This is a genomic window from Actinomadura sp. HBU206391 (assembly GCF_014323665.1).
Lineage (GTDB): Bacteria > Actinomycetota > Actinomycetes > Streptosporangiales > Streptosporangiaceae > Actinomadura_C.
Genome location: NZ_JABVEB010000081.1, coordinates 1 through 26549, shown reverse-complemented (window position 1 = coordinate 26549; position 26549 = coordinate 1). Strand labels below are relative to the sequence as shown.

Annotated in this window: 19 protein-coding genes and 1 pseudogene; 8 read left to right on the top strand and 12 right to left on the bottom strand. The window is 67.6% G+C overall.

What is annotated here, in order from left to right:
* On the bottom strand, positions 1-1951 hold a 1951-nt coding region (locus HKK72_RS22105; RefSeq protein WP_187236316.1), incomplete at its 3' end, for an acetyl/propionyl/methylcrotonyl-CoA carboxylase subunit alpha.
* A gap of 7 nt (positions 1952-1958) precedes the next feature.
* Positions 1959-3551 (bottom strand): carboxyl transferase domain-containing protein, encoded by a 1593-nt coding sequence (locus HKK72_RS22100; RefSeq protein WP_187236315.1) that lies wholly within the window; start codon positions 3549-3551, stop codon positions 1959-1961.
* A gap of 89 nt (positions 3552-3640) precedes the next feature.
* On the opposite strand from HKK72_RS22100, the gene HKK72_RS22095 reads away from it, so the two are divergent.
* Positions 3641-4237, top strand: coding sequence for a TetR/AcrR family transcriptional regulator (locus HKK72_RS22095; RefSeq protein WP_187236314.1), 597 nt, complete (start codon positions 3641-3643; stop codon positions 4235-4237).
* Positions 4238-4573: 336 nt separating this feature from the next.
* A pseudogene (locus tag HKK72_RS22090) lies at positions 4574-4930 on the top strand (ADP-ribosylation/crystallin J1); the annotation flags it as partial.
* 1543 nt (positions 4931-6473) lie between these two features.
* Here HKK72_RS22090 and HKK72_RS22085 read toward each other — a convergent pair.
* The 3 genes from HKK72_RS22085 to HKK72_RS22075 form a co-directional block, all read right to left on the bottom strand.
* Positions 6474-7193: a class I SAM-dependent methyltransferase gene (locus HKK72_RS22085; RefSeq protein WP_187236313.1), complete on the bottom strand. Its 720-nt coding sequence runs from the start codon at positions 7191-7193 to the stop codon at positions 6474-6476.
* A gap of 53 nt (positions 7194-7246) precedes the next feature.
* The gene (locus HKK72_RS22080) at positions 7247-8053 is read right to left on the bottom strand and encodes a methyltransferase domain-containing protein (RefSeq protein WP_187236312.1); all 807 of its coding nucleotides are present in this window, start codon (positions 8051-8053) and stop codon (positions 7247-7249) included.
* Between the two features lie 142 nt (positions 8054-8195).
* Positions 8196-8972 (bottom strand): aldo/keto reductase, encoded by a 777-nt coding sequence (locus HKK72_RS22075; RefSeq protein ID WP_222720995.1) that lies wholly within the window; start codon positions 8970-8972, stop codon positions 8196-8198.
* 922 nt (positions 8973-9894) lie between these two features.
* Between HKK72_RS22075 and rph the strand changes: the two genes are divergently transcribed.
* Positions 9895-12492, top strand: coding sequence for a rifamycin-inactivating phosphotransferase (gene rph, locus HKK72_RS22070; protein WP_187236310.1), 2598 nt, complete (start codon positions 9895-9897; stop codon positions 12490-12492).
* 165 nt (positions 12493-12657) lie between these two features.
* Here rph and HKK72_RS22065 read toward each other — a convergent pair whose 3' ends face one another.
* Positions 12658-13560 (bottom strand): LysR family transcriptional regulator, encoded by a 903-nt coding sequence (locus HKK72_RS22065; RefSeq protein WP_187236309.1) that lies wholly within the window; start codon positions 13558-13560, stop codon positions 12658-12660.
* Positions 13561-13658: 98 nt separating this feature from the next.
* On the opposite strand from HKK72_RS22065, the gene HKK72_RS22060 reads away from it, so the two are divergent.
* Complete coding sequence (locus tag HKK72_RS22060; protein ID WP_187236308.1) at positions 13659-14495, top strand: aldo/keto reductase; 837 nt, start codon at positions 13659-13661, stop codon at positions 14493-14495.
* A 240-nt stretch (positions 14496-14735) separates the two neighbouring features.
* Here the strand turns inward: HKK72_RS22060 and HKK72_RS42825 are convergent, their stop codons facing one another.
* The 4 genes from HKK72_RS42825 to HKK72_RS22050 form a co-directional block, all read right to left on the bottom strand.
* Positions 14736-15116: a transposase gene (locus tag HKK72_RS42825; protein ID WP_410050330.1), complete on the bottom strand. Its 381-nt coding sequence runs from the start codon at positions 15114-15116 to the stop codon at positions 14736-14738.
* Positions 15013-15231 (bottom strand): transposase, encoded by a 219-nt coding sequence (locus HKK72_RS42820; RefSeq protein ID WP_222720994.1) that lies wholly within the window; start codon positions 15229-15231, stop codon positions 15013-15015. The genes HKK72_RS42825 and HKK72_RS42820 overlap by 104 nt, the downstream gene beginning before the upstream one ends.
* Entirely contained in the window at positions 15231-15881 is a 651-nt protein-coding gene (locus HKK72_RS40015; RefSeq protein ID WP_222720993.1) for an IS110 family transposase, read from the bottom strand. Before HKK72_RS40015 ends, HKK72_RS42820 begins: the two co-directional genes overlap by 1 nt.
* Positions 15882-16186: 305 nt before the next feature.
* Positions 16187-16933 (bottom strand): methyltransferase domain-containing protein, encoded by a 747-nt coding sequence (locus HKK72_RS22050; RefSeq protein ID WP_187236307.1) that lies wholly within the window; start codon positions 16931-16933, stop codon positions 16187-16189.
* Positions 16934-17292: 359 nt separating this feature from the next.
* Between HKK72_RS22050 and HKK72_RS22045 the strand changes: the two genes are divergently transcribed.
* From HKK72_RS22045 to HKK72_RS22035, 3 genes are all read left to right on the top strand, one after another.
* Entirely contained in the window at positions 17293-17967 is a 675-nt protein-coding gene (locus HKK72_RS22045) for a tyrosine-type recombinase/integrase (RefSeq protein WP_222720992.1), read from the top strand.
* Positions 17968-18529: 562 nt separating this feature from the next.
* Complete coding sequence (locus tag HKK72_RS22040) at positions 18530-22084, top strand: hypothetical protein (RefSeq protein ID WP_187236306.1); 3555 nt, start codon at positions 18530-18532, stop codon at positions 22082-22084.
* 195 nt (positions 22085-22279) lie between these two features.
* Positions 22280-23515 carry an IS701 family transposase gene (locus tag HKK72_RS22035; RefSeq protein ID WP_187236305.1) on the top strand — a complete coding sequence of 412 codons (1236 nt, stop codon included), beginning with the start codon at positions 22280-22282 and terminating at the stop codon, positions 23513-23515.
* 163 nt (positions 23516-23678) lie between these two features.
* Here the strand turns inward: HKK72_RS22035 and HKK72_RS22030 are convergent, their stop codons facing one another.
* Together HKK72_RS22030 and HKK72_RS22025 are read right to left on the bottom strand one after the other, a co-directional pair.
* Positions 23679-24230 (bottom strand): chloramphenicol phosphotransferase CPT family protein, encoded by a 552-nt coding sequence (locus HKK72_RS22030; protein ID WP_222720991.1) that lies wholly within the window; start codon positions 24228-24230, stop codon positions 23679-23681.
* Between the two features lie 86 nt (positions 24231-24316).
* Complete coding sequence (locus HKK72_RS22025; protein WP_187236303.1) at positions 24317-25396, bottom strand: aldo/keto reductase; 1080 nt, start codon at positions 25394-25396, stop codon at positions 24317-24319.
* A 133-nt stretch (positions 25397-25529) separates the two neighbouring features.
* Here HKK72_RS22025 and HKK72_RS22020 point away from each other — a divergent pair, with 133 nt between their 5' ends.
* Positions 25530-26423, top strand: a complete 894-nt coding sequence (locus tag HKK72_RS22020; RefSeq protein WP_315987385.1) for an AraC family transcriptional regulator — start codon at positions 25530-25532, stop codon at positions 26421-26423.
* Positions 26424-26549: the final 126 nt, after the last annotated feature.

The following is a 26549-nucleotide window of genomic DNA, read 5'->3' as shown; positions in this document are numbered from 1 at the left end:
CGGCCAAGGTCTCGTCCAGGGAGACCTGCGCGCCCGCTCGGGCGGGCAGCCGGGCGACCACGCCGTCGATCGGCGCCACCACGGTGTGCTCCATCTTCATGGCCTCGACGATCAACAGCGGCTGGCCCTCGGCGACCGTGTCGCCCTCGGCCGCCTTGACCGCCATAACCGTGCCGGGCATCGGGCTGCGCACCAGGCCGCTCGCGGCAGCCCCTGCCGCGCCGCCCGCCTCGGCCGCCGTGTGCTCGGTCAGCGCCCAGGCGTGCCCGTCCCGGCCGAGCCAGCGCACCTCGCCGTCCTGCGCGAACACGTAACCTGCCGTACGGCCCGCGTACGAGACGACCAGGCGTCCCGGCCCGTCCCATCGCGCGCTCGCCCGCACCAGGTCGCCGGCGCCGACCCGCACCTCGGCGCCGGCCGCGCGGCCGCGGATCCGTACCTCCACCGGATCACGGCCGCCGACGGTGATCAGCCACCGGGTCCAGGTGGGTCCGCCGGCCCGCCAGCCGTCGGGGATCTCCCAGGGATCGCCGGCCCCGCCGGGTTCCAGCGCCAGCATCCGCTCCAGCGCGGCGGCGGCGAGCACCTCCTCGCCCGGGTCCGCCCGGTCGCCGGTGAGGCCGGGCAGCGCGCGCTCGACCAGGCCGGTGTCGAGCCGGCCGGCGGCGACGTCCGGGTGGGCGATGAGCGCCCGCAGGAAGCCCACGTTCGTCGGCACGCCGAGCAGTGCGTAGGAGGCCAGGGCGCGGTCCAGCCCGCGCAGCGCGGCCTGCCGGTCCACGCCCCATGCGATCACCTTGGCGAGCATGGGGTCATAGGCGCTGCCGACCTCATCGCCCGCCGCGATGCCGGAGTCGACCCGGACCCCCGGGCCGGCCGGCTCGGACAGGGCGAGCACCCGGCCGCCGGTAGGCAAAAAGCCGCGAGATGGGTCCTCGGCATAGATGCGGGCCTCGATCGCGTGGCCCTCGAGGTGGATGCCGTCCTGCGTGAACGGCAATGACCCGCCCGCGGCGACCCGCAGCTGCAACTCGACCAGGTCGTACCCGGTCACGAGCTCGGTGACCGGGTGCTCGACCTGAAGCCGGGTGTTCATCTCCATGAAGTAGCCGTCGTCGGCGGGCCGGTCGCCCGCCACGATGAACTCCACGGTGCCGGCGCCGACATAGCCGACGGCCTTCGCGGCGTTCACCGCCTGAGCACCCATCGACCGCCGCAGCGCCTCGTCGAGCAGCGGTGACGGCGCCTCCTCGATGATCTTCTGGTGTCGACGCTGCAGGCTGCATTCGCGCTCGCCCAGGTGGACGACGTTGCCCTGGCCGTCGGCGAAGACCTGGATCTCGATGTGCCGGGGATTGTCGACGAACCGCTCGACCAGCAGGGTGTCGTCGCCGAAGGAGCCGCGCGCCTCGCGGCGGGCGGAGGCGATCGCCTCGGCCAGCTCGGCCGGGTCGCGGACGAGCCGCATGCCCTTGCCGCCGCCGCCCGCCGACGGCTTGAGCAGCACGGGCATCCCGATCTTCATCGCGGCGTCGGAGAGCTCCTCATCCGACAGGCCGGAGGCCTCGCTGCCCGGCACCACCGGGACGCCTGCGGCGGCGACGGTCCGTTTGGCACGGATCTTGTCGCCCATCGCCTCGATCGCCGTGACGGGCGGGCCGACGAAGACCACGCCCGCGTCCGCGCAGGCCCGGGCGAATGCGGCGTTCTCGGCGAGGAAGCCGTAGCCGGGGTGCACCGCCTCGGCGCCGGCCTCGCGAGCGGCGCCGAGAACGCCGTCGATGCTCAGATAGCTGTCGATGCGCACCGCGAGATCGGCGTCGCGCACATGCCGCGCGCCGGTGTCGGCGTCGGTGTGCACCGCCACCGAGGTGATCCCGAGGGTGCGCAGCGTACGGATGATCCGCACCGCGATCTCACCGCGGTTGGCCACCAGGACGGTCTCGAACATCAGGCCCTCACATCCGGAAGACGCCGTAGCCGACAGGGTCGAGCGGCGCGTTCGCCGCCACCGACAGCGCCAGGCCGAGGACCCGGCGGGTGTCCAGCGGGTCGATCACGCCGTCGTCCCACAGCCGCGCGGTCGAGTAGTACGGGTTGCCCTGCCGTTCGTACTGGTCCCGGATGGGCTGCTTGAACTCCTCTTCGGCCTCGGCCGGCCAGTCCTCGCCGCGGCCCTCGAACTGGTCGCGGCGCACGGTGGCCAGCACCGACGCGGCCTGCTCGCCGCCCATCACCGAGACCCGCGCGGCCGGCCACATCCACAGGAAGCGGGGGGAGTAGGCCCGGCCGCACATCGCGTAGTTGCCGGCGCCGAACGAACCGCCGATGACGACGGTGAACTTCGGGACCCGGGCGCAGGCCACCGCGGTGACCATCTTGGCCCCGTGCTTGGCGATGCCGCCCGCCTCGTACTCCCGGCCGACCATGAACCCGGTGATGTTCTGCAGGAACACCAGGGGGATGGACCGGCGGTCGCACAGCTCGATGAAGTGCGCGCCCTTCATCGCCGACTCGGCGAACAGGATGCCGTTGTTGGCGATGATCCCCACGGGGTGGCCGTGGATCCGCGCGAAGCAGGTGACCAGCGTCGGCCCGTACTCCCGCTTGAACTCCTGGAAGCGGCTGCCGTCGACGATCCGGCTGATGACCTCGCGGACGTCGTACGGTGTCCGCGGGTCGGGCGGCACGACGCCGTACAGCTCCGCCGGGTCGTCGGCCGGCTCCTCCGGCTCGGCGACCTCCCACGGCCGCGGCGGCCGCGGGCCGAGGGTGCCGACGATGTCGCGCACGATGCGCAGCGCGTGCGCGTCGTCGTCGGCGAGGTGGTCGGTGACCCCGGACGTACGGGAGTGCAGCTCGCCGCCGCCGAGCTCCTCGGCGCTCACCACCTCGCCGGTGGCGGCCTTCACCAGCGGCGGGCCGCCCAGGAAGATCGTGCCCTGGTTCCGCACGATGACGGCCTCGTCGCTCATCGCCGGGACGTACGCGCCGCCCGCCGTGCACGAGCCGAGCACGGCGGCGATCTGCGGGATGCCCCGTGCCGACATGGTGGCCTGGTTGTAGAAGATCCGGCCGAAGTGCTCGCGGTCGGGAAAGACCTCGTCCTGCCGGGGCAGGAACGCGCCGCCGGAGTCGACCAGATAGACGCACGGCAGGTGGTTGTGGAGCGCCACCTCCTGCGCCCGCAGGTGCTTCTTCACTGTCACGGGGTAGTAGGTGCCGCCCTTGACGGTGGCGTCGTTGGCGACGATCACGCATTCGCGGCCGGAGATCCGGCCGACGCCGGTGATGATCCCCGCACCCGGCGCCTCGTCGTCGTACATGCCGGTCGCGGCCAGCGGCGACAGTTCAAGGAACGGCGAGCCGGGGTCGAGCAGGGCGTCCACCCGGTCGCGTGGCAGTAGCTTGCCGCGTGCGACATGGCGCTCGCGGGACCGCTCCGGCCCGCCGAGGCTCGCCTGCGCAAGCCGGTCGCGCAACTCCGCCACCAGGGCGAGGTTCCGCTCCGCGTTGCTCTTGAACACCTCACTGCCGGGATCCGCGCTCATCCGCCTGTGTCCATTGCTCTGCCCGTTAAGGATCGTTAACAACGCCGATGTTTATGAACATTAACACGGTCTGGTCTACACTTTCCATCATGACCGAGGTAGCGAACGGCGCCACGCGCAGGGTGGAGATCCTGGCCGCGGCGGCGGAGTTGTTCGCGCGCCGGGGCTACCACGGCGTCACGATCGGCGACCTCGGCGGCGCCGTCGGGCTCACCGGGCCGGCGCTGTACCGGCATTTCAGCGGCAAGGACGCGGTGCTCGCCGAGATGCTCCTCGACATCAGCGAGCGGCTGCTGTCCGAGGGCTCGGCGCGGGTCGCCATGGCGCCGGCGCCGGAGGAGGCGCTCGACGCGCTGCTGCGCTGGCACATCGACTTCGCGCTCGACAACCCCGCGCTGATCACCGTGCACGAGCGGGAGCTCGACAACGTGCCCCAGCCCGAGCGGCGCGAGATCCGGCGGCTGCAGCGCTCCTATGTGGAGCAGTGGGTGGCCGTGCTGCGCGACATGCGCCCCGGTCTCACCGAGGAGCGGGCGCGCGCCGCCATGCACGCCGCGTTCGGGTTGCTCAACTCGACGCCCCGCAGCGCCGGAGGGCTGACCCGTGACGCGATGGGGGAACTGCTCCACACCATGGCCCGGACGGCGCTGACCCACTTCGGCTGCGATCCGCGTCCGATCGCGTGAGAGCGGCCAGGACGATCGAGAGGCCCCGGCATCGGGTCTGGTTCTGCACGCCTGCGCGCTCAGGCCGCCCTTGTAGACGAAGTCGCGGATCATGCCGGCCCCTTTGCCGGTGTCCAGGTAGAGCTGGCCGAAGGCGTACCGGCCCTTCTCCATTCGCAAGATGGGGTGGGGGTCGACTTCGGTTACGAGAACCCGCCGCCCCCCACGCCGCGTATGCGGAGATCAGCGACTTCCGGCCGCAGGCCCGCGCCTCATCAGCGGGCGGATATTCGGTGGTCGGAGCCCCGATCTCGCCGCGAGACTGGGTTTCGGCGACCTGGGAGAGGGCGAGTGCGCATGCGTGAACGGGCCACGATGACGTTGTGGCGGCCGGTGGGGCCGGCCGAGTTGGCGTTGCTGCACACGTCAGGATGGCGGGCGTGGCCACCGCGGCTGCCCGACCAGCCGATCTCCTATCCGGTGTTGAACGAGGCGTACGCGATCAAGATCGCCCGGGACTGGAACGTGCCGGCGTCGGGTGCCGGTTTCGTGACACGTTTCGAGGTCGAGGCCGACTTCGCACGCCGCTACCCGGTGCGGCAGGCGGGTGGCCGGACCATCCTGGAGTTGTGGGTTCCGGCGGAGGAGCTGGAGGAGTTCAACGCCCATCTGGCCGGTCCGATCGAAGTCATCCGTGAATTCCACCCTCCCGGCTACGGGCCGCTGGCGGCCCGGATCGCCGAAGCCGCCGCCGGCAGGGAGCCCGCGGACGAGGTGCTGGCGATCCTGTCGGTCGCCGGTCCGGACACCTGGATCGGACTCGACCGCGCGTTGCGCACTCTTGCTGTGAGGCCTGGCGGTGATACGGCCGTGGCGGACGCGGGGCTGAAGGATGAGCGGCTGCCGTCACTGGTGGCGGCCTGCTCCCGGCACGGCCACCGAAGGGAGGCGGCGGTCGCGAGTGCGGTGTTGCCCGCGGATGGTTTTCTGCTGCCCGTTCTGGTGTTGCGCACCGCCGACTGGGTGCCTGAGGTTCGCGAGCAGGCTCGCCGATCCCTGGCTGCCGCGTTGCGGGCGGCGGATGGTCCCGCGTTGCTGACGGCGGCGAGTGTCGCGGTGGCGATCGGATCGTGGGCGCGCGGTGGGCATGCCCTGGAGGCGGTGGCGGGGGTGCTGCGTTCGGCTCCGGGGGAGACGGCGGCGTCGGCCCGGGCTCACCAGGACTTCAGGTTGCGGCGTTTGGCGTACGGGCTGTGGCTGGAGTCAGGCCGTGCCGAGCACGAGGAGATCATGCATGCTGCGCTGCGCGAACCGGACCTGGTCTGCCGTGCCCTGTGTACAGAGAAGCTTGTGGCCGCAGCCGTACGAGACCAGCGCCTTGACGTACTGCGGCGGCTGTTGAAGGAAGGGAACGCGAAGGCCGGGATCGAGGCCCTCACCGCCCTGGTGAAGCTCGGCCACCCTCAGGCCGGAGCGGCTCATCTGGCGGATCGGTCCGCGCTGATGCGTGCCACCGCGCAATGGGCCGTCCGCCGCGAGGGCCACGACCCTGCCGCGCTCTACCGTACGGCCCTGGCCGCCGACCCGGCGGCGAGCCGAGTCCGCGCGCTGGTCGTCGGGCTGGGCGAATGCGGCACCCTTCGTGACGTGGATGTACTGCTGCCCTTCCTGCGGCACGCGAGTCCGAGGGTACGGGCGGCAGCGGTACGCGCCGTTCGCAGCCTGGGCGGATCCCTCACCCAGATCGCCGGGATGCTCGCCGACCCCGCCCCGGTGGTCGTCCGTGCGGTCAACGCGGCGCTGCGTACCCAGCCTGATTCTGTGCCCGTCGCGCAGCTGTGGGAGTTGCTGGCCGCCGATTCGCCGCGCCATGTGCGGCTGGGGGCCTATGAGCGGTTGCGCGCAATGGACGCCTGGACCCGCGTTCACGTCGACCTTCACCTACTGGCCGCCCATGACATCGAGCTCGGCCACCAAGCGCACGCCGACCTGCTCGCCTGGTTGCGGAGCGGCGCTGCGACCGCCTACCGCATGCCGACGGAAGAGGCACGGCTGCAGATCAGCCCTCTGATAGATGCGGCCGAGCCCCTGGTCGGGGCCGACCATACCCGTCGACTGCGCTGGCTCCTGGGCATCGACTGATCGTCGGGCACGCGTTCGGAGTTCCCGGGACCCGCCGCCATCCGTACATGCCGCGGAGCGGGCCAACACCGCTGGTCCTGACGGACAAATCTCATCTGCCGCTGTCCGCGCTCGGTCAGGGCGTGCGGGCTTTGCGGGCGAGGACAAGCCGGTACCGCGGGCTGCCGTCCTCGCGTCGGCCCAGGGCCGTCAAGGGGACTGTGGTCACGGTGAATCCGGCTGCTGTCAGGTCGTTGCGGACCGCATGCAGCGGGCAGGTGCGGTAGTACATGACGAACGGAGGACGCCACACGGCATTCCGGACCCGCATGACCAGGTCGAATCCGAGCAGCGCCCAATACCAGCCCGACATGAGGGGTGGCGGCGCGCCGATCGGGAAGGCGAAGAGCCCGCCGGGCCGCAGCGTGCGGTGCACCTCGGCGAACAGCGCGGGCCGTTCGGCGGGCAGGAAGTGTCCGAGCGCTCCGAAGGTGACCGCGAGGTCGAAGGTCTGGGCGAAGGGCAGGGCCCGAACGTCGGCCTGTACCCACTGGGCGTCCGGGTGTGCTCTGCGCGCCTGGGCGAGCATGCCGGTGCTGAAGTCGACGCCCGTGACCGGTCCTTGGCACAGGGTCTTGAGGATCCGCATGCCTGCGCCGGTGCCGCAGCACACGTCCAGTCCCTGGTCGAACGGCCCGAGCGGACGCAGAGCGTCGGCGGTTGCGCCGAGAACACTCTCGGGGGTGCGGAAGGGTGTTTGGTCGAACTTCGGAGCGAGCAGGTCGTAGCCGCGCTCGACCGAGGACAGCGCCTGGATCGCCAGTTCACGCAGAGACGGGCCTTGAGGCGAGAACATCGCCCAAGGGTACTTCTCGGGCGTCCAGGCGGGCTGCCGGCTCCGGGATCACGCTAGTCAGTGGTGTCAGGGCGTCGGCCCCATACTGAGATCATCGGGGCGGTGGCGAGGTCGAGACGGCCTGCGGCGATGGCGGCGAGGTGCTGGTCGATTTCGGCTGCGGTGGCGTGGTGGCCGGTGATGAGTTGGTCGCGGAGCTGGTTGATGGTCGCTGCTTCTAGCACGTCGCAAGCGGGAGAGGCCATCGGGAAGAACGCGTCGGCACGTACATCGGTCAGACCCGCGTCGCGGAGCAGACGTGGGAGTTTGCGTCCATAGCTCAGATCGGCGCCGCGGCCCGCCAGCAGGTGTCGAAAGCCGTTGCGGATCCGGTTGGCCAGGTGCTCTTCGGGGCCGTGCTCGTCGGGACAGGCCAGCGGTTGCAACGCGGGGTCGGCGTCCTCGACGAGAAGTACGCCGCCGGGCCGCAGAGATTCGATCATTGATCGCAGGGCGGTCTCACGGTCGATGAGGTGAACCAAGACCAGGCGGGCGTGCACCAGGTCGAAGGTCTCGGCAGGCGGTTGATCGCGAGCGACGTCGTGGCGGCGTATTTCGACCACCGGGCTTGCCGCCTGACCGGCCCAGGACACATCGATGTCGGTGACCAGCACCCTGCCATGACCGCCGACCCGGTCGGCGAGCCATCGGGGAACCGATGGCCCACCGGCTCCGACCTCCCAGCATCGCCAGCCCGCACCGACTCCCAGCTCATTGATATGGCGGAACGTCCATGGGTCGAACAGCTCAGCAAGGGCATCGAGTCGGATCCCCGCTTCGACCTTACGATTGTCCAGCAGATATCCATCGTCATGTGCCATGGGCCCGAAGATAGGAGTTTCCTGTCCGGGGGAGACCCGACGGGGCCGGGCACGGCTATGATCACTCGCCGTGCCGGGATGATGGACGCGAGTCACATGGCAGGCAGGAGCCTCGGACTGAGATCGCGGATCGTCAGGTCGCTCAGCCGGCTTGGGCGAGGGTGTCGATCGCGGTGACGTCTTCCTTTGTGAGGTCGAAGCCTTCCAGGCCGAAGTTGGTGGCGATGCGTTCACGGCGCGAGGACCTGGGGAGGATCACGATGTCGTGTTCCAGATGCCAGCGGAGGACGACCTGGGCGGGAGTGACGTCGTGCCTTTGGGCGATCTCGGTGAGGACCGGGTCGTGCAGGTCTGTGTTCTTGAGGCCGCTGTAGCCCTCGACGACCACCCCCCGGCCGCGGTGCTCCTCCAGCAGGGCTGGGTCGTGCTGCGCCGGGCTCCACGGAATCTGGTTGACCGCCGGCTGCTGTCCGGTGGCCTGGGCCAGCAAGTCGATCAGTGCCGGGCTGTAGTTGCTGACCCCGACATTGCGGACCAGGCCCGCGTCCTTGGCGGACAAGAGTTCCTGCCACGTCGAGACGAGCTCGTCCCCGCCGGTGGGCCAGTGGATCAGCCAGAGATCCACGTAGTCGGTGTCGAGCAGCCGAAGACTCGACTCCAGGGTGCGACGGGCATGCCGTGCGTCCTGCGGCCGGAGCTTGGTGGTGACGAAGATCTGCTCCCGGTCCAAGCCGCTGTCCTTCACGGCTCTGCCGACGTCCGACTCGTTCTGGTACAACGTCGCGGTGTCGACATGCCGATAACCGATCTCAAGCGCCGCACGCACCGACTCGTACGCCGTCTTGGGCCGCAGCTGCCAGGTCCCGAAACCGATCAACGGCAGCGCAGTACCACCGGGCAGATTCACCGTCTTCTTCATGCGTAGCATTCTGCCCCCCGAGCACCGTGCCTTGATCGACGGCCGCTCGCGAGCCTGGGCGGCCGTGGCTCTTCGTCGAGCTGCTGGTGCGGCCCCAGCCGCCGCGCTAGACGGACGGTTGCCAGGAAGGTCATGATTGCTGCCGTGCCGGTTCAGGTATGGCAGGGCGAGAAATGTCCCGAGTGCGATGGCGACCTGCGACTCGCTGGTTTCTTCCTGTGCCTCCGGCAGCAGGACCAGAAGCGCGTCTGTCGGACACCTCTATGGTGCGCCTCCTGTGATCGGGTCTGGAGCCGCTGGGCCGATCGTCACGATCCGTTGGAGCCCGACGAGCCGCTCCCGGAGGGCTTGAAGCGATCCCTGCTGGATACGTAGTTCCGCCCCACTCTCAAGCCCACCTGGGCGACGTGGCCGTGGCCAGCGGCGTCCGAGACTGCCAGGGCGCTGCGGCGGTCGTGGGGATCCGGCACCCGCCGGAGGTACCCGGCACGCTCCAGGCGGTCGAAGGATCTCAGCCGGCGGCGGACGACAAAAGCAAAGGCAAGAAGCTCTCACCCCTTGCCACTTCTAACGTATAGCGCACAGGGGGGCTTGCGGCAAGACCCGGGTCTTGCCGCAGAATCGGCGGCCGGACACAGCACCGACGAGGAAATGGGTGGCACGACGTGGGTGTGTTGTCGATGTACAGGGGACGCGGCGACCTCGAACCGCTGATGAGATCGGCGGTGCATTTGCGGGCGCTTGACGCGCAGGTGCGGGGGTGCGCGCCGCCCGACCGGGCGCAGCGGCAGACCGACTCGTCAGAGGGAAGCCAACCAGACATGAGGACGTGCCCGACAAGAGGTTCGACACAGCTCGAGGCGCCGGTGATCCGATCGGCCGGTGCAGTGCGCCGGAGCACGGCTGCCTCGGAGGTGTCGCAATGATCGAGCAGTACGTGTTGGATCTTCAAGAGGTTGACGAGACGCAGGTCGCGGTCGTTGGCGGTAAGGCCGCGCACCTGGGCGGGCTGTCGCGGATCGAAGGCATCCGGGTGCCGGCTGGCTTTTGCGTGACGACTGACGCCTTCCGGCGGATCATGGCGGAACCGCCGTCGATCGACGATCGGCTCGATCAGCTGTCGCGCCTGAACCCGGATGACCGGGAGGCGATCCGCACGCTCAGCGCGGAGATCCGCCGGACCATCGAAGGGATCGCCATCCCGGGCGATCTGGCGGCGGCGATCACCCGCGCGCTCGCCCGGCTCGGCGAGCAAGCCGCCTACGCCGTGCGATCCAGCGCGACGGCAGAGGACATGCCGACGGCCTCCTTCGCGGGCCAGCAGGACACGTACCTGAACGTCGTGGGGCCGGCGGGGATCCTCCAGCACGTCAGCCGGTGCTGGGCGTCGCTGTTCACCGAGCGGGCCGTGATCTACCGCCTGCGGAACGGCTTCGACCACCGGAAGGTCCACATGGCCGTGGTAGTGCAGCAGATGGTCTTCCCGGATGCGGCCGGCATCCTGTTCACGGCCGACCCCGTCACGGGCAACCGGAAGGTCGCCAGCGTGGACGCCGGCTTCGGCCTCGGTGAGGCCCTGGTCTCCGGCCTGGTGAACCCGGACGTCTTCAAGGTGCGAGACGGCGAGGTCGTCGCCAAGGCGGTCGCCTCCAAACAGCGTGCCGTTCACGCCATGCCGGCCGGCGGGACGCAGGAAGTGGCGATCGACTCGCAGCGGCAGGAGCTGCCGGCGCTGACGGATGCGCAGGTCGTGCGGCTCGTGCAGCTCGGGCGGCGGATCGAAGCGCATTTCGGCCGCCCGCAGGACATCGAATGGTGCCTGGTCGACGATGACTTCCAGATCGTGCAGAGCCGGCCGATCACCACGCTGTTCCCCATCCCCGCGGCCCGCGACCGGGAGAACCACGTCTACCTCTCCGTTGGTCATCAGCAGATGATGACCGACCCCATGAAGCCACTGGGACTCTCCATGTGGCAGCTGACGGCCATGGCGCCGATGCACGAGGCCGGCGGGAGGCTCTTCGTCGACGCCACCCGGCGCCTGGCCTCGCCCGCGAGCCGCGCCGGCCTCCTGGAGATGGCGGGGAGGTCCGATCCGCTGCTCAGGGACGCGCTGGAGACCGTCCTCGACCGCCATGACATCGCCTCGGCGCTCCCGGACGGCGATCCCGGCGGGCCGCCGGCCGGCGGCGCGTCCGCCCCGATCGAGACCGATCCGGCCATCGTCACCGAGCTGATCGAGCGCAGCCAGGCGGCCATCGCCGCCCTGCGGCGCGACATCCAGGCGATGACCGGACCGGCGCTGTTCGACTTCCTGCTGGAGGCCTTCCAGGAGCACAAACGGGTCGTCGGTGATCCATTGAGCATGCAGGCGATCATGGCGGGGATGGAGGCCACCTGGTGGCTCAACGACCGGCTGCGGGAATGGCTGGGCGAGAAGAACGCGGCCGACACCCTCACGCTGTCCGCCCCCGGCAACGTCACGTCGGAGATGGGGCTGGCGCTGCTCGACGTCGCGGACGTGATCCGCCCGCATCCGGAGGTGGTGGCGTTTCTGCAGGGCGTCGAGGACGACGGCTTCCTGGACGAATTGCCGAAGTTCGCGGGAGGGACCGAAGCGCGCGACGCAATCGAGGCCTACCTCGACCGGTACGGCATGCGCTGCGTCGGCGAGATCGACATCACGAGGCCGCGTTGGCGCGAACGCCCCGCCACGCTCGTGCCCGTGATCCTCGACAACGTCAGGAACTTCGAGCCGGGCGCCGCCAAGCGGCGCTTCGAGCAAGGACGGCAGGAGGCGCAGAAGAAGGCGCAGGAGGTGCTCGAACGCCTGCGGGCACTGCCGGACGGGGAGCAGAAGGCCGACGAGACCAAGCGGATGATCGACCGGGTCCGGACCTTCATCGGGTACCGCGAGTACCCGAAGTACGGCATCGTCAGCCGCTACTTCGTCTACAAGCAGGCCTTGCTGGAAGAGGCCGAGCGCCTCGTGCAGACCAATGTGCTCCCCGAGAAGGAGGACGTCTTCTACCTCACCTTCCAGGAGCTCCACGACGTCGTGCGCTCGAACCGGGTGGATGACAAGCTCATCCAGCAGCGCAAGGACGCGTTCCGGTCATACCACGCGCTCACACCGCCCCGGGTGCTCACATCGGATGGCGAGGCCGTCGCCGGGGCGTACCGGCGCGACGATGTGCCGGCCGGCGCCCTGATCGGCCTACCGGTCTCCGCCGGGACCATCGAAGGGCGCGCCCGCGTCATCCTGGACATGGCCCAGGCTGATCTCGAACCGGGTGACATCCTCGTCACGGCCCACACGGACCCGAGCTGGACGCCCCTCTTCGTCGCCATCACAGGCCTGGTGACGGAGGTCGGAGGATTGATGACACACGGCGCAGTGATCGCACGGGAGTACGGCCTGCCGGCTGTCGTCAGTGTCGTAGACGCCACCCGGCTGATTTCCGATGGGCAGCGGATCCGCGTGCACGGAAGCGACGGGTACGTCGAGATTCTGCCCTGAATGTTCCTATCCGCTCATGCCGAATAGCGGACGTTGAACGCTTGCGCCAACGAGCTGCGGCTCGCATGTCCGCGAACCCGGCGCTGCATGTGAGGAGTTCGACCCATACAAGTACTACGGACCACGACGGTCGGCCGGGGCCGTCACAGACAGCGGCTGATGCATTCAAGTTAGGTTCGTGCAGCACCGCTTGAGCGCGTCGAGCGTGGCGCCGACCGCCGGGCGGGCGGTCGCGCTTTCTCGCCAAAGGGCGAAGATGCGGCGGGTCGGTGGTGGGTTGATCGCTACGAATCGGACTGACGGCGGCGCGGGGTCACGGCCGAGCCGCGGGACTACGGCGGCGCCCAGTCCGGCCGCAACCAGCGCCAGTTGGGTCGAGTGCTCCGACGCGGTGTGCATGACGCGTGCCTGCGCGCCGGCCGTGCGTAGCGTACGGATGAGCCAATCGTGACAGATCTGGCCGTCGCTCCAGCTGATCCAGTCGTCGCCGACGAGTTCCTTGACGGCGACGCTGTCCAGGTCGGCGAGTTGGTGATCGACAGGCAGCGCAACGTCGAAAACGTCGTCCAGCAGGTGCCGCCGCGACAGGCCTTCGGGCACGGTCAACACATCGTCGGCCCAGTCCTGAACGACGGCGACGTCGAGATCGCCGCGACTCAGGGCCGGGATCGCCTCGTGCGGCTCTCGCTCGGACAGCGACACCGACAGGTCCGGATACCGTGACCGCAGGTCCCGCAGCACACCGGGCAGCAGCCCGCGCGCGGCGGTGGCGAACGCGGCGATCGCCAGCGTGCCGGCGATCGCGCCGCGGTGTTCGGCAAGGCTGGCCTCCACCCGCTCGACATGGTTCAGCAGGTCGCCGGCATTGCGGGCGAGCAATACGCCCACCTCGGTCAACCGGATGCCCCGGCCCTGCCGCTCGACCAGCCGCTGGCCGACCTCCCGCTCCAGCCGTGCCATCTGCTGCGAGACGGCCGAGGTGGTGACGTGGAGGCTACGCGCCGCGCCTATGACGGAACCTGTCGTCCACACTGCATACAGCACGCGCAGCCGCTCCAGGTTCAACACGTAGTTATCCTACGTAATGCTGTCCACAAAAAGTCACTTGTCCTTATGAATAGCTCCACGCAAAGTTAGGAGGCGCAATCCCACCTTCGAGGAGAATCATGCGAACGCTGGAAGGCACCACCCTCACCATCGGCGGAGATCTGACCGTTCACCGGCTCGGATTCGGTGCCATGCGGCTGACCGGCGAGCCAGCCTGGCTGGATCGGCCCACGTCGATCGCGATCGCCCGGCGTGCCGTCGAGCTCGGCGTCACGTTCATCGACACCGCCGACGCCTACGACCTCGGCGACAACGAAAAGCTGCTCGCCGAGGCGCTGCACCCATATCCGCCGGGCATGGTAATCGCCACCAAGGGCGGGCAAATCAACATCGGCCGCGAGTGGATCCCGCTCGGCCGCCCGGAATACCTGCGGCAGCAGGCCGAGCTGAGTCTGCGCCGACTGCGGCTGGACCGTATCGACCTCTACCAGCTGCACCGGATCGACCCGCTGGTGCCGCTGGTGGATCAGATCGGTGCGCTACGACGCCTCCAAGATGAGGGGAAGGTCCGGCACGTCGGGCTGTCGGAAGTCACCGTCGAGCAACTGGCCGAGGCCGAAAAGATCACGGAGATCGTGAGCGTCCAGAACCGCTACAACCTCACCGATCGCGCGTCCGAAGACGTACTCGAATACTGCGAACGGCGCGGAATCGCCTTCATTCCATGGCTTCCGGTCGCCCCGGCAACAAAGGCCGGCATCGCCGACCCGATCACCGCGGTCGCCGACCGGCTCGGTGCTACCAGCACCCAGGTCGCACTCACCTGGCTGCTGCACCGCTCTCCCGTCATGCTGCCGATCCCCGGCACGTCCTCCCGCGCACACCTGGAGGAAAACATCGCCGCCGCAAGCCTCCCGCTCAGCGCCGACGATTTCGCCCAGCTCTCCGCGACTTGAGCGCAACCGGGGTGCCTGAACGTAACACGCACGCATAAGACTGCCGCCACTAGGGGTGACAGTCGGGACAGCTACCGCCCGCTGTGTCGGAGTGCGTCGGCGACCAGTCAGTCGAATCGTCGCAGTCGGCGAAGACCTACACGGCACCGAACATCACCTCACATGGGCATCCGCTTCTGCCGCTGATCGAGCGTTGCCCGCTCACCGGCCCACGCCATCCGACTCTGGCTCCCCTCTGTGTCAAGTCGCTGTGCGGAGGGCGGTCGTAGGCTGTGTGATGGCGGGTCCGGGAAGTGGCTTGTCCGAAGTGTCGGCATGGGGATGTGAGCCGGCCGCGCTGGAGTCAGTAGTCGCTCCCCGGTGCCCTCCCGGGCCCGTCGTCGCGTGCGTGAGGGCGTCGTCGACCATGCGCCGGTAGAGGATGTCGGAGAGTCGGCGTTTGAGGCTCCGCATCGCTTCCATCGACGTCTTGCCTGAGGCTTTCTTCCGGTCGAAGTAGGCACGCCCCTGGGTGGGGTTACGGAGCTGGACGGTGGCCATGATGTGCAGCACTCGGTTGATCTGCCGGTTGCCTGCTCGCGACAGCCGGTGTCGGACCTGGTCGCCGGAGGATGCGTCGATGGGGGCGGCGGCTGTTCCAGGAGGCGAAGTGCGCCCGGTTGGGGAACCGGGTGATGTCGTCGACCTCGACCAGCAAGCGTGCGGCGCCGGAGGGGCCGATGCCGTGCAGGTCCATCAGGGTGGTGCCGGTGGAGGCGACCAGCTCCTTGAGCTCTTGTCGGCGTCCTTGGAACGCCTGTAGACCCGCTCTCGGTCGCTGATCAGTTCTGCGGCGACCCGACGTCGTGCCTTGCCGGCGACGTCGCGGGGCCGAACCTTGGCGAGTATGGCCTTGGCCTGGGCAGCGGAGAAGTACTTCGTCGCCCCGCCGGGGATGAGCTCCAGCAGCAGCTGGTGCAGCTGGGCGACCATCCGGGTGTGGTCCTCGCCAAGGGACCGACGGCGGTCGACAAGGATCCGCAGCAGCGCGAGCTGCTCATCGCCCGCCACCGGTCGAAGACCTGCCATCCGGGTGCCGACCAGGGCAACCGAGTGCGCGTCGGTGGCGTCGATCTTGCGGCCTTGCCCGGTGGCGAATACGCGTGCCCGTGCCGACAACTTCGGCGGGACGTCGACGACCTGTTCACCATCGGCCAGCAGCCGAATGGCGATGTGCCGGCCGATCCCGTTGCAGCCTTCGACGGCCCACACCCGGTTCGGCCACTGCCGGGCGTAGCACAGCATCGGGTCGTAGCCGTCGCGGCCGGTACCGTAGCGTCCGCCGCCGAGGACGGTCTCGTCGGCGGCCATCACCTCGATCGTGGCAGAGCGTTTGTGTGGGTCCATGCCAAGGACCACTCGGTCCATGCGAGTCCTCCGATGCTCGATCCATCGCCTGGTCATCGAGCCGGGAGGGCAACGCTACTTCGAGCAGAGCAAACCCCTCTTGAGCCTCTCCCCGCCCTGGGGCGACGCCCGGAACCGCGCAGGCCAAAAGAGAGCCACACGACCAGCGTGGGGAACCGATGTGAGAGCGACAGCCCGGGCGCCTGGACCGAGCCTGGCCGGGCACCGGTCCTGAGGCAATGAAACAAGTAGCCGATGAGGTTGAGTCCCGGCGTATGACTCCGGGACCCACCCGGGCGGATGGGTCAGCGGTTCATCAGTACGAAGACGCCCCACCCGAGGTACTCGCGTTGGTACCTGACGTGGCGTACGGGACCGGTGGCGAGTTCCGTGCGCATCTCGGCGGCCAACTCGTCTTCGGGATGCTCGTCAAGCCAGCGGCGGATGTTGAGCCACTGCGCTGCGACGTACCGATCCCAACTGTCCTGGTCCGCGAGGACCATCTCCACGACATCACAGCCGAGCTCGCCGAACTGCTCGATGAGTTCCGGAAGCGAGAGGAACTCGTTCTCGCTGGTGGCGTGACAGCCCTCGATGGTGGCCTGATCGGGGGGCTCACGGCGCCAGTACGGCTCTCCGATCAGCATCATGCCGCGTCGGCTGAGGCTGCGCCGGAGAAGTTCGACTGTGCCGGCTACACCACCACCGATCCAGGTGGCTCCAATGCACGAAGCGATGTCGACCGGATGGCGTGCAACGTGGTTCGATGCGTCGCCATGCAGGAAGCTGACCTGGTCGGCGACACCCAACTCGATAGCTCGTGCACGGGCGGTGCCGACGAACACGGTGCTGATGTCCACCCCGGTGCCGGTTACCTGATGGTCGCGCGCCCAGGTGCACAGCATCTCGCCGGTGCCGCAGGCCAGGTCGAGCATTCGCGTGCCCGACGGCGGGTTCAGCGCCTGGCCCAAGATGGCCAGTTTGTTGCTGGTGAACGGGTTGTGAACGCGATGGCTGCTCTCGCGGATGGTGAAGCTACGCGGAAGGTCCACTTCTGAGATTCCCTACGTCCAAGGAGGTCATGATTGCTCGGGACGGTGGCCGGCGGTTATCGGCCACGGCTGCCTGAACCCTCATGAAATGCACCTCATCGGACGTACGGACGGCTGACCCGGCGAGGCTAAGCTCGTCGAACTGGTCATGTCCATCGATTATCGCCCCCCTGCTCGAAAGCACTCTTCTGCCGCATGCTGAGTGGCCGATGAATGGGTCATGTCTGCGTCTCTGGCGCTCAGCGCCCTTCCTGGCCTGGTGCGTTGACAGAGACCTGCCGCCGCTAAGGGTTCAGCGAGCTCAGATCGAGTTGTACATCCGTTGGCTTCAGGAGGTCCGTAGGTTCCAGCCCTCGACGGTGTCGCGCCGTCTATCAGTGGTGGCCGGCTTCTACCGGACCTGCGTGATCGACGGGGTCCTGGAGCACTCGCCCGCCGATCACGTCCGTTGCCCGAACGTCCCGCCGGAATCCCCCACGCTCGGCCTGTCGCATCTGCAGTTCGAGGCGCTGTTGTCAGCGTCCCGCCAGTCGCCCAACCACAACGACTTCGCTCTGGTCGCGATGCTCGGCCTGCTCGGGCCGCGGATCTTCGAGGCCACCGGGGCCGACATCGGCGATCTGGGCGAGGAACACGGCCACCGGGTCCTGCGCGTCGTCGGCAAGGGAACCAGGATCGTGCTGGTACCCCTACCGCCTGCGGTCGCCAGGGCCATCGAACGCGCCGTCGACGACCGGATGAGCGGACCGATCCTGCGCAACACCCGCGGGGCAAGGATGGACCGGCACGCTGCAACCCGACGACTCAAAGACCTCGCCGCTGACTCGGTCGTCCGACTGCCGCGCATGCACCCGCATATGCTTCGCCACACCTCTGTTACCACCATGCTCGATGCGGGCGTTGACCTCCGCGACGTTCAGATCGCCGCCCGTCACGCCGACCCACGCACCACCATGCGGTACGACCGGGCTCGCAACAACCTCGACCGTCATCCCAACTACATCCTTGCCGCCTACATGGCATCGGGCACCTGACTCAGACCGGCTCCAATCCCGAACGCACTGGTCTGCCGAAGAGCGGACGTTCTGTGTAGAGCCCCTCGCCTGGTCGGTATTTGCGGCACAATCGGGTTGAGCGTATATCCAGAGGTTCTCGAAGAGGGTCTGGGAATTCAGGAGCAGCTGTGGCGTCAAGGGTCAAGCGTGGGGTGGCGGCTGGTGGAACGGTAGTGTTCGCTGCAGCCGTGAATATTGCGACTGGAGTCCTCACTCAGCAATGGGCAGTGGCGTGGGGAGCGGCCACCGTTGTGTTGGTGGTATTGGGCGCCGCTCTGCAAGTCTGGTTGACCGTGGCCGACTCCGCCGCGGCGGTACCGCCTGTGCGGGCGTCGGCGCCCGGGGCGATCGCAGCCGCTGGGTCGGTGAAGAACGCATCAACGAAGGTGACTCTCCCGGCTGGTCCGACTCGGAGACGGACGAGAACGGACGGCACTGGCGAGGGCGGTACCGGTGTAGTGGCATCGGGGCCTGGTGCGATTGCTTCAGGTGGTGCGATCGATGGTGCCCGCACTGAGGTAAGGGATGGAACCGCGCTCCGGTGATCCGCAAGTCGACTCAGGGCGACGTCCACGCCTTCGGCCCGGGTTCGATCGCTGCCCGAACGGTCAAGAACGTTAACACGTATGTCGGTAACGTCTGTCTAGGCTACGGCCTAGAGACGATGCCACTGGCTGTGGCGGAGTTGGATTTCTCGGCGGTGTGCGCGGATGCGGGGGCGCATCAGTTCGTCGGCAGGGAGTGGCTATATCGGTGGATCGAGGACTCTCTCGCCACGGATCTAGATGCTGCCGGGCTGGGTAGGTACGTCCTTGTTGGGGCCCAGGCCGGGCTGGGCAAGACCGCGCTTGCCGCCTGGCTCTCGCGCAAGTGGGACTGTGTCCATCATTTCATCACCCAGCGTGTACCTGGCAGCCGGCAGCCGACTGTGGCGTTGCGGAGCATGGCAGCTCAACTGATCCGCCGCTACGGATTGGCAGAAGAGTTTGCCCCTGGCGGGAAGCTTCCAGGGTGGGCCGGTGACCCTGCCCATTTCCCTACGATCCTGGCCGCAGCGGCCGAGCGTGCCCGTGACGTCGGGGACGTGCTGCGGATCGTCGTCGATGGATTGGATGAGGCCGAGGGAGATGGCCCCGCGCTGGGCCTGCCGCATTTGCTGCCGCCAGGAGTGCAGGTCATTGCGACCTATCGGGATGGCATCCCGCCTGGGCGGTTGCCGTACGGGGACGGGGTGCGCACAGTGCGGATCGAGGCGGACGATCAAGAAAACCGCAAGGACATCGGGCAGTTCTTGGCGCATCGCGTGCGGGAGGAGACGATAGCGGCCCGGTTGGCCGCGGCAGGTGTCAGCGAGGAGGAATTTATCGCGCTACTGTCCGAGCGGTGTAGAGGAGTGTGGGTGTATTTGCGGTATATGCTGTCAGAAATCCGCGTTGGCCCATGGGATCGGGCTGATTTGGAAAAGCTGCCCGCAGGGTTGGCTGACTTCTACTGCCAGCACATTACCGGACGCCGTGCCGAACCGCGGTTCTTTACCCAGGATCTACCAATACTGGTGACGCTGGCAACTCTCCGTCAACCAGTGACCGTAAATCAGCTCGCCTGTGTTACCGGTCTAAAGCCCAAGACCGTTCGCCTGCTGTGCAACCACAGGTACCGGCCGTTTCTGTCGGTTGACGTCCGCGGCGACGCAACCCGATACTCGATTTATCACGCCAGCCTGCGCGAGTTCTTGATCGGCCGCCATGCCTCCCGTTTGGACGCTAGTGGACATGACCCGGTCGTATCTCATGAATTGCATGAGGCGACCCAGGCTGCTCACAACCGGATCATCGATTACTATCTGGAAATCTTCGGTGGACTTGCCGGTGGTATGGAGGCGCTACGCGCAGATCCTGCGTTTGCGGACAGCGACGACCGTTACGCTCTACGCCATCTGCCCGTTCACCTGAGCCAGGCTGGACGCTATCAGGATTTGCATGATCTCTTTACCTGTCCTAATCAAGCACCCAGATCCCCGCTTGGCACAGTTTGGGCAGACACTCATGACCGGGTCGGCGACCTGGACGAATATCTTTCCGGGCTGGACACGGCTCGCGGCATCGCCAGGCAGCGGACCGACGCGGCGATCGCGGCTGGCCGCCCTGCTTCTGCCCTAGGTCTCGAAACCCACTACGCGCTGCTGGCGGCCAACCTCGTTAGCCGTTCCAATGCCATCCCGCTAGGACTGCTGGTCGCACTTGTGCGGACCAAGGCCTGGGATATCGCCAGGGCGCTGTCCCACGCCCGTCGGCTGTACGACCCCGCCATCCGCGCTGATGCTCTCACCGCCCTCATCCCCCATGTCACTGATTCGATTCAGCGCGTTCGTACGTATCACGACACGTTCATTGCGATATCTGGAATCAGAGACGAATGGTCCCGGGCAGAGGCGCTTGTTGGGTTAGTACCCCATCTGAAGGCTGAGCAGCACAACCAGGCATTGGAGACCGCAGTCAAGATCAGCGACATGTGGGCGCAGGCTCTGGCCTTGGCAGCCGTGGCGCCGCACCTGGACTCTACGGGCCGGGCTTGGGCGCTTGAGCAGATGATGGCGACCCTATTCAAAACCGCTGAATCTGCGTGGGAACGGGTATGGGTGCTGGCGGCTGTGACGCCGCATCTAGACTCTGCCAGCCGGACTTGGGTGCTCGACCAAGCCCTGGAAACCGTGCCCACGATCAGGCATGAGGAGAACTGGCCGTTGGTATTGGATGGCTTGGCGCCGCACCTGAGCCCTGCACAGCTGGATCGGGCACTGGAGATCGTGGACGACATCGAATTCGAGGGAACACGTGCCTGGGCACTGGCGGCCTTGCTGCCGTACCTCGATCCGGCGGACCGAACTCGGGAACTTGACCTAGCGGTGCAGGATCTCCGCAGCGTCTGGTACGAAGGGACACGGGCGCATGCATTGACGTACCTGATACCGCATCTTGTTGACCCGGCGGATCGGGCTTGGGCGCTAGACGAGGCGCTGCAAGGCGTCCTTAAAGAGAACGACATCGTGTTGCGGGCAATTGCGCTGGCGCGCTTGGCGCCGCACCTCGGTCCGGCGGACCGGGTTCAGACGCTTGATCAAGCAGTGGAGGCTGCGTCAAGGATCGGGGACGAAGAGGCGCTCGATGTTTTGGCGCCACACCTCGACTTGGCCCAGTTGAACCTAGCGCTCGAGGGGATCGCCAGGGTCCGCGATAAGGGAATGGAAGCAGCGCGTGCGGAGGTAACGGTGGCCTTGGCGCCGTACCTGGGCATAGCACAGTTGCACGAGGCACTAGAGACCGCAGTCAGGATTCCGGACGAGTTGCTATCGGTGAAGGTGCTGGCAGGCTTGGCACCGTACCTTGCGGTTGACGATCGCGCTCGGGCGCTCGACCACGCGCTACAAGTCATAGCTGGATCGGTCGGATCCAAGAAGGAATTGCCGCTAGGGCGGATGCTGCCGAGTTTTGCGCCGCACCTGACCCCTGCGCAGCTGGATCAAGCGCTGGGTATCGCTGCGGAAATTGGCGACGCGCGAACACGGGTGGAAGCGTTGGCCGGCCTGCTGCCCTGTCTGAAGTCGGCGGACCGGGCCCGGGTGCTCCGCCAGGCTCTCCTGGCCGTCTCCGAAATTACGGATGAAGAACTACGAGTACGGCCGCTGACAGCACTTGCGCCGCACATTGAGCCAGCAAAACGACCTCAGGCACTCGACCAAGCACTACAAGCTATACCCAAGATTGCACACGGCTCTGTGGATGTACTGGCCGAACTGATAAAGCATCTTACTCCACAGCAGCTGCCTTATGCGCTCGACCTGGCTCAGGCCTCGACAAATGGGCTAGGATATCAACAAGTTTATGCAGAGATATCCAAGCGAATCGCCGTGCTTGCAAAGGAACTGCCACTCGCTGAGGCAGTGGCTCACATGCGACGTGTTTATTATACTCCTCCACCCCGCAGTCTGTTGCTCGTTGCAACAGCTCAGCTGGCAGAAACTACCGCTCTCATTGGAGGGCGCGAGGCCATAGAACTTCAGTTTAAAGCGATTAGTCAAGAAATTGCGTATGAATGACATGATCTGCAAGTAAGCGCGATAAACGATTGTCGATAGCCGGCGCGTAGCGACCCGCGCAAAATACGGTGATAAGGGGATTTTCGACGGGGACAGAGGGCTGAATCCTTGTTCGCGCGTGACACATTCCGGGCTGCGTGTGACGCACTCTTCTGCCGCGACGCGAGCTAGTACTACTATCATATTTTGTGATCTATGATCGTTCTTGTGTCGGATGAGGTGACGGCGGAGCTCCTGTGGTCGTGGGTGTCGGGGCTGGATGAGCTGTTCGGGCGGGTGGCGGGCCGGTTCGGGCGGTGGGAGCCGCGGCGGCAGGCGCGGGCGTATGTGATGGGCCTGCTGGCTCCGGTGGAGCGTAAGAACGGCTGGCAGTTGGCTGAGGCGGCGGGGGACGCGGCGCCGGATCGGATGCAGCGGTTGTTGAGCACCGCCCGCTGGGATCCGCTAGGGATGCGCTGTGACCTGCGGGAATATGTGTTTGCCGAGCTCGGTGACGATGCGGGCGTCCTCATCGTGGACGAGACCGGGTTCATCAAGAAGGGCACCGGTTCGGCCGGCGTTCAGCGGCAGTACTCCGGCACCGCTGGGCGGGTGGAGAACTGCCAGCTCGGGGTGTTCCTGGCTTACGCCTCCCCGAAGGGCCGGGCATTGATCGACGCCGAGCTGTACCTGCCGAAGCCGTGGCTGGCCGACCGTGCCCGCTGCGCTCAGGCCGGTATCCCCGAAGACCGGAAGTTCGCGACCAAGCCTGTGCTGGCGCAGGCGATGATTGCACGTGCTCTGGACGAAGGTGCCCCGGCCGGGTGGATCGCGGCTGATGAGGCTTACGGCCAGGACCACAAGTTCCGTGCCTTCCTGGAGAAGCGGCAGGTCGGATACGTGGTCGCCGTTCCCAAGAGCCAGTCGCTGCGCGCCGGCGTCGGCTATGGCACCAGCGGTCTGCGAGCCGACGAGGTGACCGCCGATGCACCCGAGCGGGCGTGGAAACGACTGTCGGCGGGAGACGGCGCCAAAGGCCCGCGCTTGTATGACTGGGCGATGGCCACCCTCGCACCGCATCCCGACGACGACCTTGGTGGCCAGGCATCCTTCGGCCGGTGGCTGCTGGTCCGCCGCAGCCTCACCCCCGACGACAAGGGTGAACTGGAGCTGGCCTACTACCTGTGCTACGGCTCCGCCGGAACCACGATCGACCAGCTCGTAGGTGTGGCCGGTGCCCGCTGGGCGATCGAGGAATGCTTCCAGTCCGCCAAGAACCAGGTCGGTCTGGACCAGTACCAAGTCAGACGCTTCGACGGCTGGCACCGGCACATCACCCTGGCCATGCTCGCCCACGCCTACCTCGCCGTCACCGCCGCCCACGCCCCAAAAGCAGCAGCGGCCTGGTCCCCCTCACCCTCGCCGAGACCCGCCGTCTCCTGGCACACCTGACCAGCGCCGCCCACCGATCCCTCGACCACGCACTCGCCTGGTCCGACCTACGCCGCACCCGCCAGACCCGAGCTCGCAGCACCCACCACTGGAAACGCAGGCTGCGCCACAACGTCATGCAGATCTAGTTACGAAGCCTGATAGTAGTACTAGAGGCCCACCCTCATTTCACGGACGTCCTTAGCCGCATGGCATGCGGTGCGGTCCGCTTGCGCCAGGCCTTCAGGATGGACTCGGTGAGCGTGGCGGATACGCCCGCCGTTGTGTCCACCTCCAAGTCGTAGGGGCCGAAGGTGTGGATCAGGTCATCCTCGACATGACTGCGGCCCTCGCCGATCCGGCGATCACCGCGGGCGCGCTCGCGGCGATCCAGTTCATCGAGGTCGCAGTAGACCCCGACCAGGAAGACGTCCAGATGCGCCAGCAACTGGGCCAGCTCATCGCGCCACGCCGGAAACTCGATCACATGCTCGATGATCAGATCGTTGCCGGCCTCGGCGAGCGCGGGCAGGCAACGGTGAAATCCGGCGAAAAAGCGCGGCCGCATCTGGCTCCACCAGTTGAACGGGCCGGAGTCCTCACGCCGATCCGGCAGCATGCCGGCGGACACGAACTGGTCGGAGGACACATGCAAAAACGGTTCATCAAGCGCGCGTCGCAGCGCTCTGGCCAACGTCGACTTGCCTGAACTGGACGCACCGTTGAGGAAGATCACCCGGCCGGGTCCACGGGGATGGGGACGAGGCTCCACACTCATAGATGCACTGATAGATCATCGGAGCCCACACTCTTCTGCGGCTGTCAGTGGCGGGCGCCGTCCAGCAGAGGTGGGTAGACCTCGGTCTTCTCGCCGTCGACGGTGGCGCCGGCGTACATCAGCATCGAGCCGACCCGGCGGTTGAGTTCGGCGGGGTAGTTCAGCGTGGGCGCGGACACCTGGTCGAGGGCCGCGATCTGTGCCGGGGTGAGGGTCACCGCCAGGCCGGTGAGGTTGTCCTCGAGGTGGTCGAGCCTGCGTGGGCCGAGGAGGACGGAGGTGACCCCCGGACGGGTCCGCAGCCAGGCCAGCGCGAGGGCGGCCGAGCTGGCACCTGCCTCCTCGGCGACCTTCGCGAGCGTGTCGATCACGTCGTACTCGGCCTCGCTCGGGGTGCCCACGGCGCTGGCGCGCCGCACGTCGGCGGGACGGCCGCCGAGCCGGGTGTACTTGCCGGACAGGAAGCCGTTCCGCAGCGGGCTCCATGGCAGGACGGCCATGCCGGTGTCGAGCGCGAGCGGGAGCAACTCGCCTTCGACGGTCCGTTCCAGCAGCGAGTACTCGATCTGCAGCGCGGTCACCGGTGTCCAGCCGCGCAGCAGCGCGATCGTGTGCGCCTGCGCGGTGAACCATGCCGGGGTGTTGGAGAAGCCGACATAGCGGATCTTCCCCGCGGTCACCAGGTCGTCGAGCGTGCGCAGGGTCTCTTCCACCGGTGTGGCCCGGTCGTGGTTGTGGAGCCAGTACAGGTCGATGTAGTCGGTGCGGAGTCTGCGCAGCGACTGGTCGAGCTGGTCGATGATCGCTTTGCGGCCCGCGCCGCCGCCGTTGGGGTCGCCGAGGTGAAGGTTGCCGAAGAACTTCGTGGCCAGCACGACGCGGTCGCGGCGGCCCGGCTGCCGGGCGAAGAAGTCACCGAGGATCTTCTCTGAGTGGCCGTTCGTGTAGAAGTTCGCGGTGTCGACGAAGTTGCCGCCGCGGTCCAGGTAGGTCCCCAGGACCCGCTCCGACTCCGCGACGCCGGCGCCCATGCCGCCCTCGTCGCCGAAGGTCATCGCGCCAAGGCAGAACGGGCTCACCCGCAGCCCGGAGCGGCCGAGGGTGATGTAGGAATCCAATGCCATATAGATGCACTCCCCAAAGACAGGTTGGTAACCGACCGTTCGAGTCAACCGTGTGAGCTGCTGGATCGCGCGTCCGATTCCGTCAGTGGAATGCACGATCCTGCCATTGTCGGGATCGCGTGTCCGGCGGCCCGTGGCACACTGGACCGTGTCCCTCGACGAGCTGCGCACTCTGATCGCGGCCAACGCCGGCCGCGACGACCTGCCGATCGACGGCCTGTTCCTGTCGATGACCGAGCGGGTGACCGCGCCGACACCCCTGCTGACCGGTCCCGTGGCCGCGCTCGTGGCGCAGGGGGCCAAGCGTGCCGTCCTGGGGGACCGCACCTACGACTACCGCGCCGGCCAGTACCTGGTGGTCTCGGTCGACCTGCCGGTGACCGGCAACTACACCCAGGCCGACTCCGCGGAGCCGTTCCTCGGCGTCGGACTGATGCTCGAGCCGGCGGCGATCGCGGCGCTGCTGCTCGAGACCGAGCACCGCGACCGCGTCGCCCGCGCCGCCGCCCATCCCGGCATCGCGGTGAGCGACGCGTCCGCCGAACTGCTCGACGCGACCGTACGGATGTTGCGGCTGCTGGACCGCCCGGCCGACGTGCCGGTGCTCGCGCCGTTGATCAAGAAAGAGATCCTCTGGCGCCTCGTGACCGGCCCGCAGGGCGCCATGGTGCGGCAGATCGGGCTCGCCGACAGCAGCCTCACCCACGTCGGCCGGGCGATCCGCTGGATCCGGGCGAACCACACCGAGACGCTGCGGATCGAGGAGCTGGCGCGGCTGGCCCGGATGAGCCCGACGTCCTTCCACCGGCATTTCCGTGCGGTCACCGCGATGACGCCGATCCAGTACCAGAAGCGGATCCGCCTGCACGAGGCACGGCTGCTGCTGGTCGACCGCACCCACGACGTGGCGACCGTCGGCTATCTGGTCGGCTACGACAGCACATCGCAGTTCAGCCGCGAGTATCGCCGACAGTTCGGCGTCCCACCAGGACGAGACGCCGAACGTCTCCGCCGGTCCACCGCCTGAGTGTCCGGCCGGCCCCGGTGGAATCGGGCTGACGCCGGGCCGGGGGACCGCCGCGTAGCATGGCGCGAACGGCGCCGGCGGCCGACTTGAGCCGAATCGGTCTTCCCCGGCCGTCGGGATCGGCGG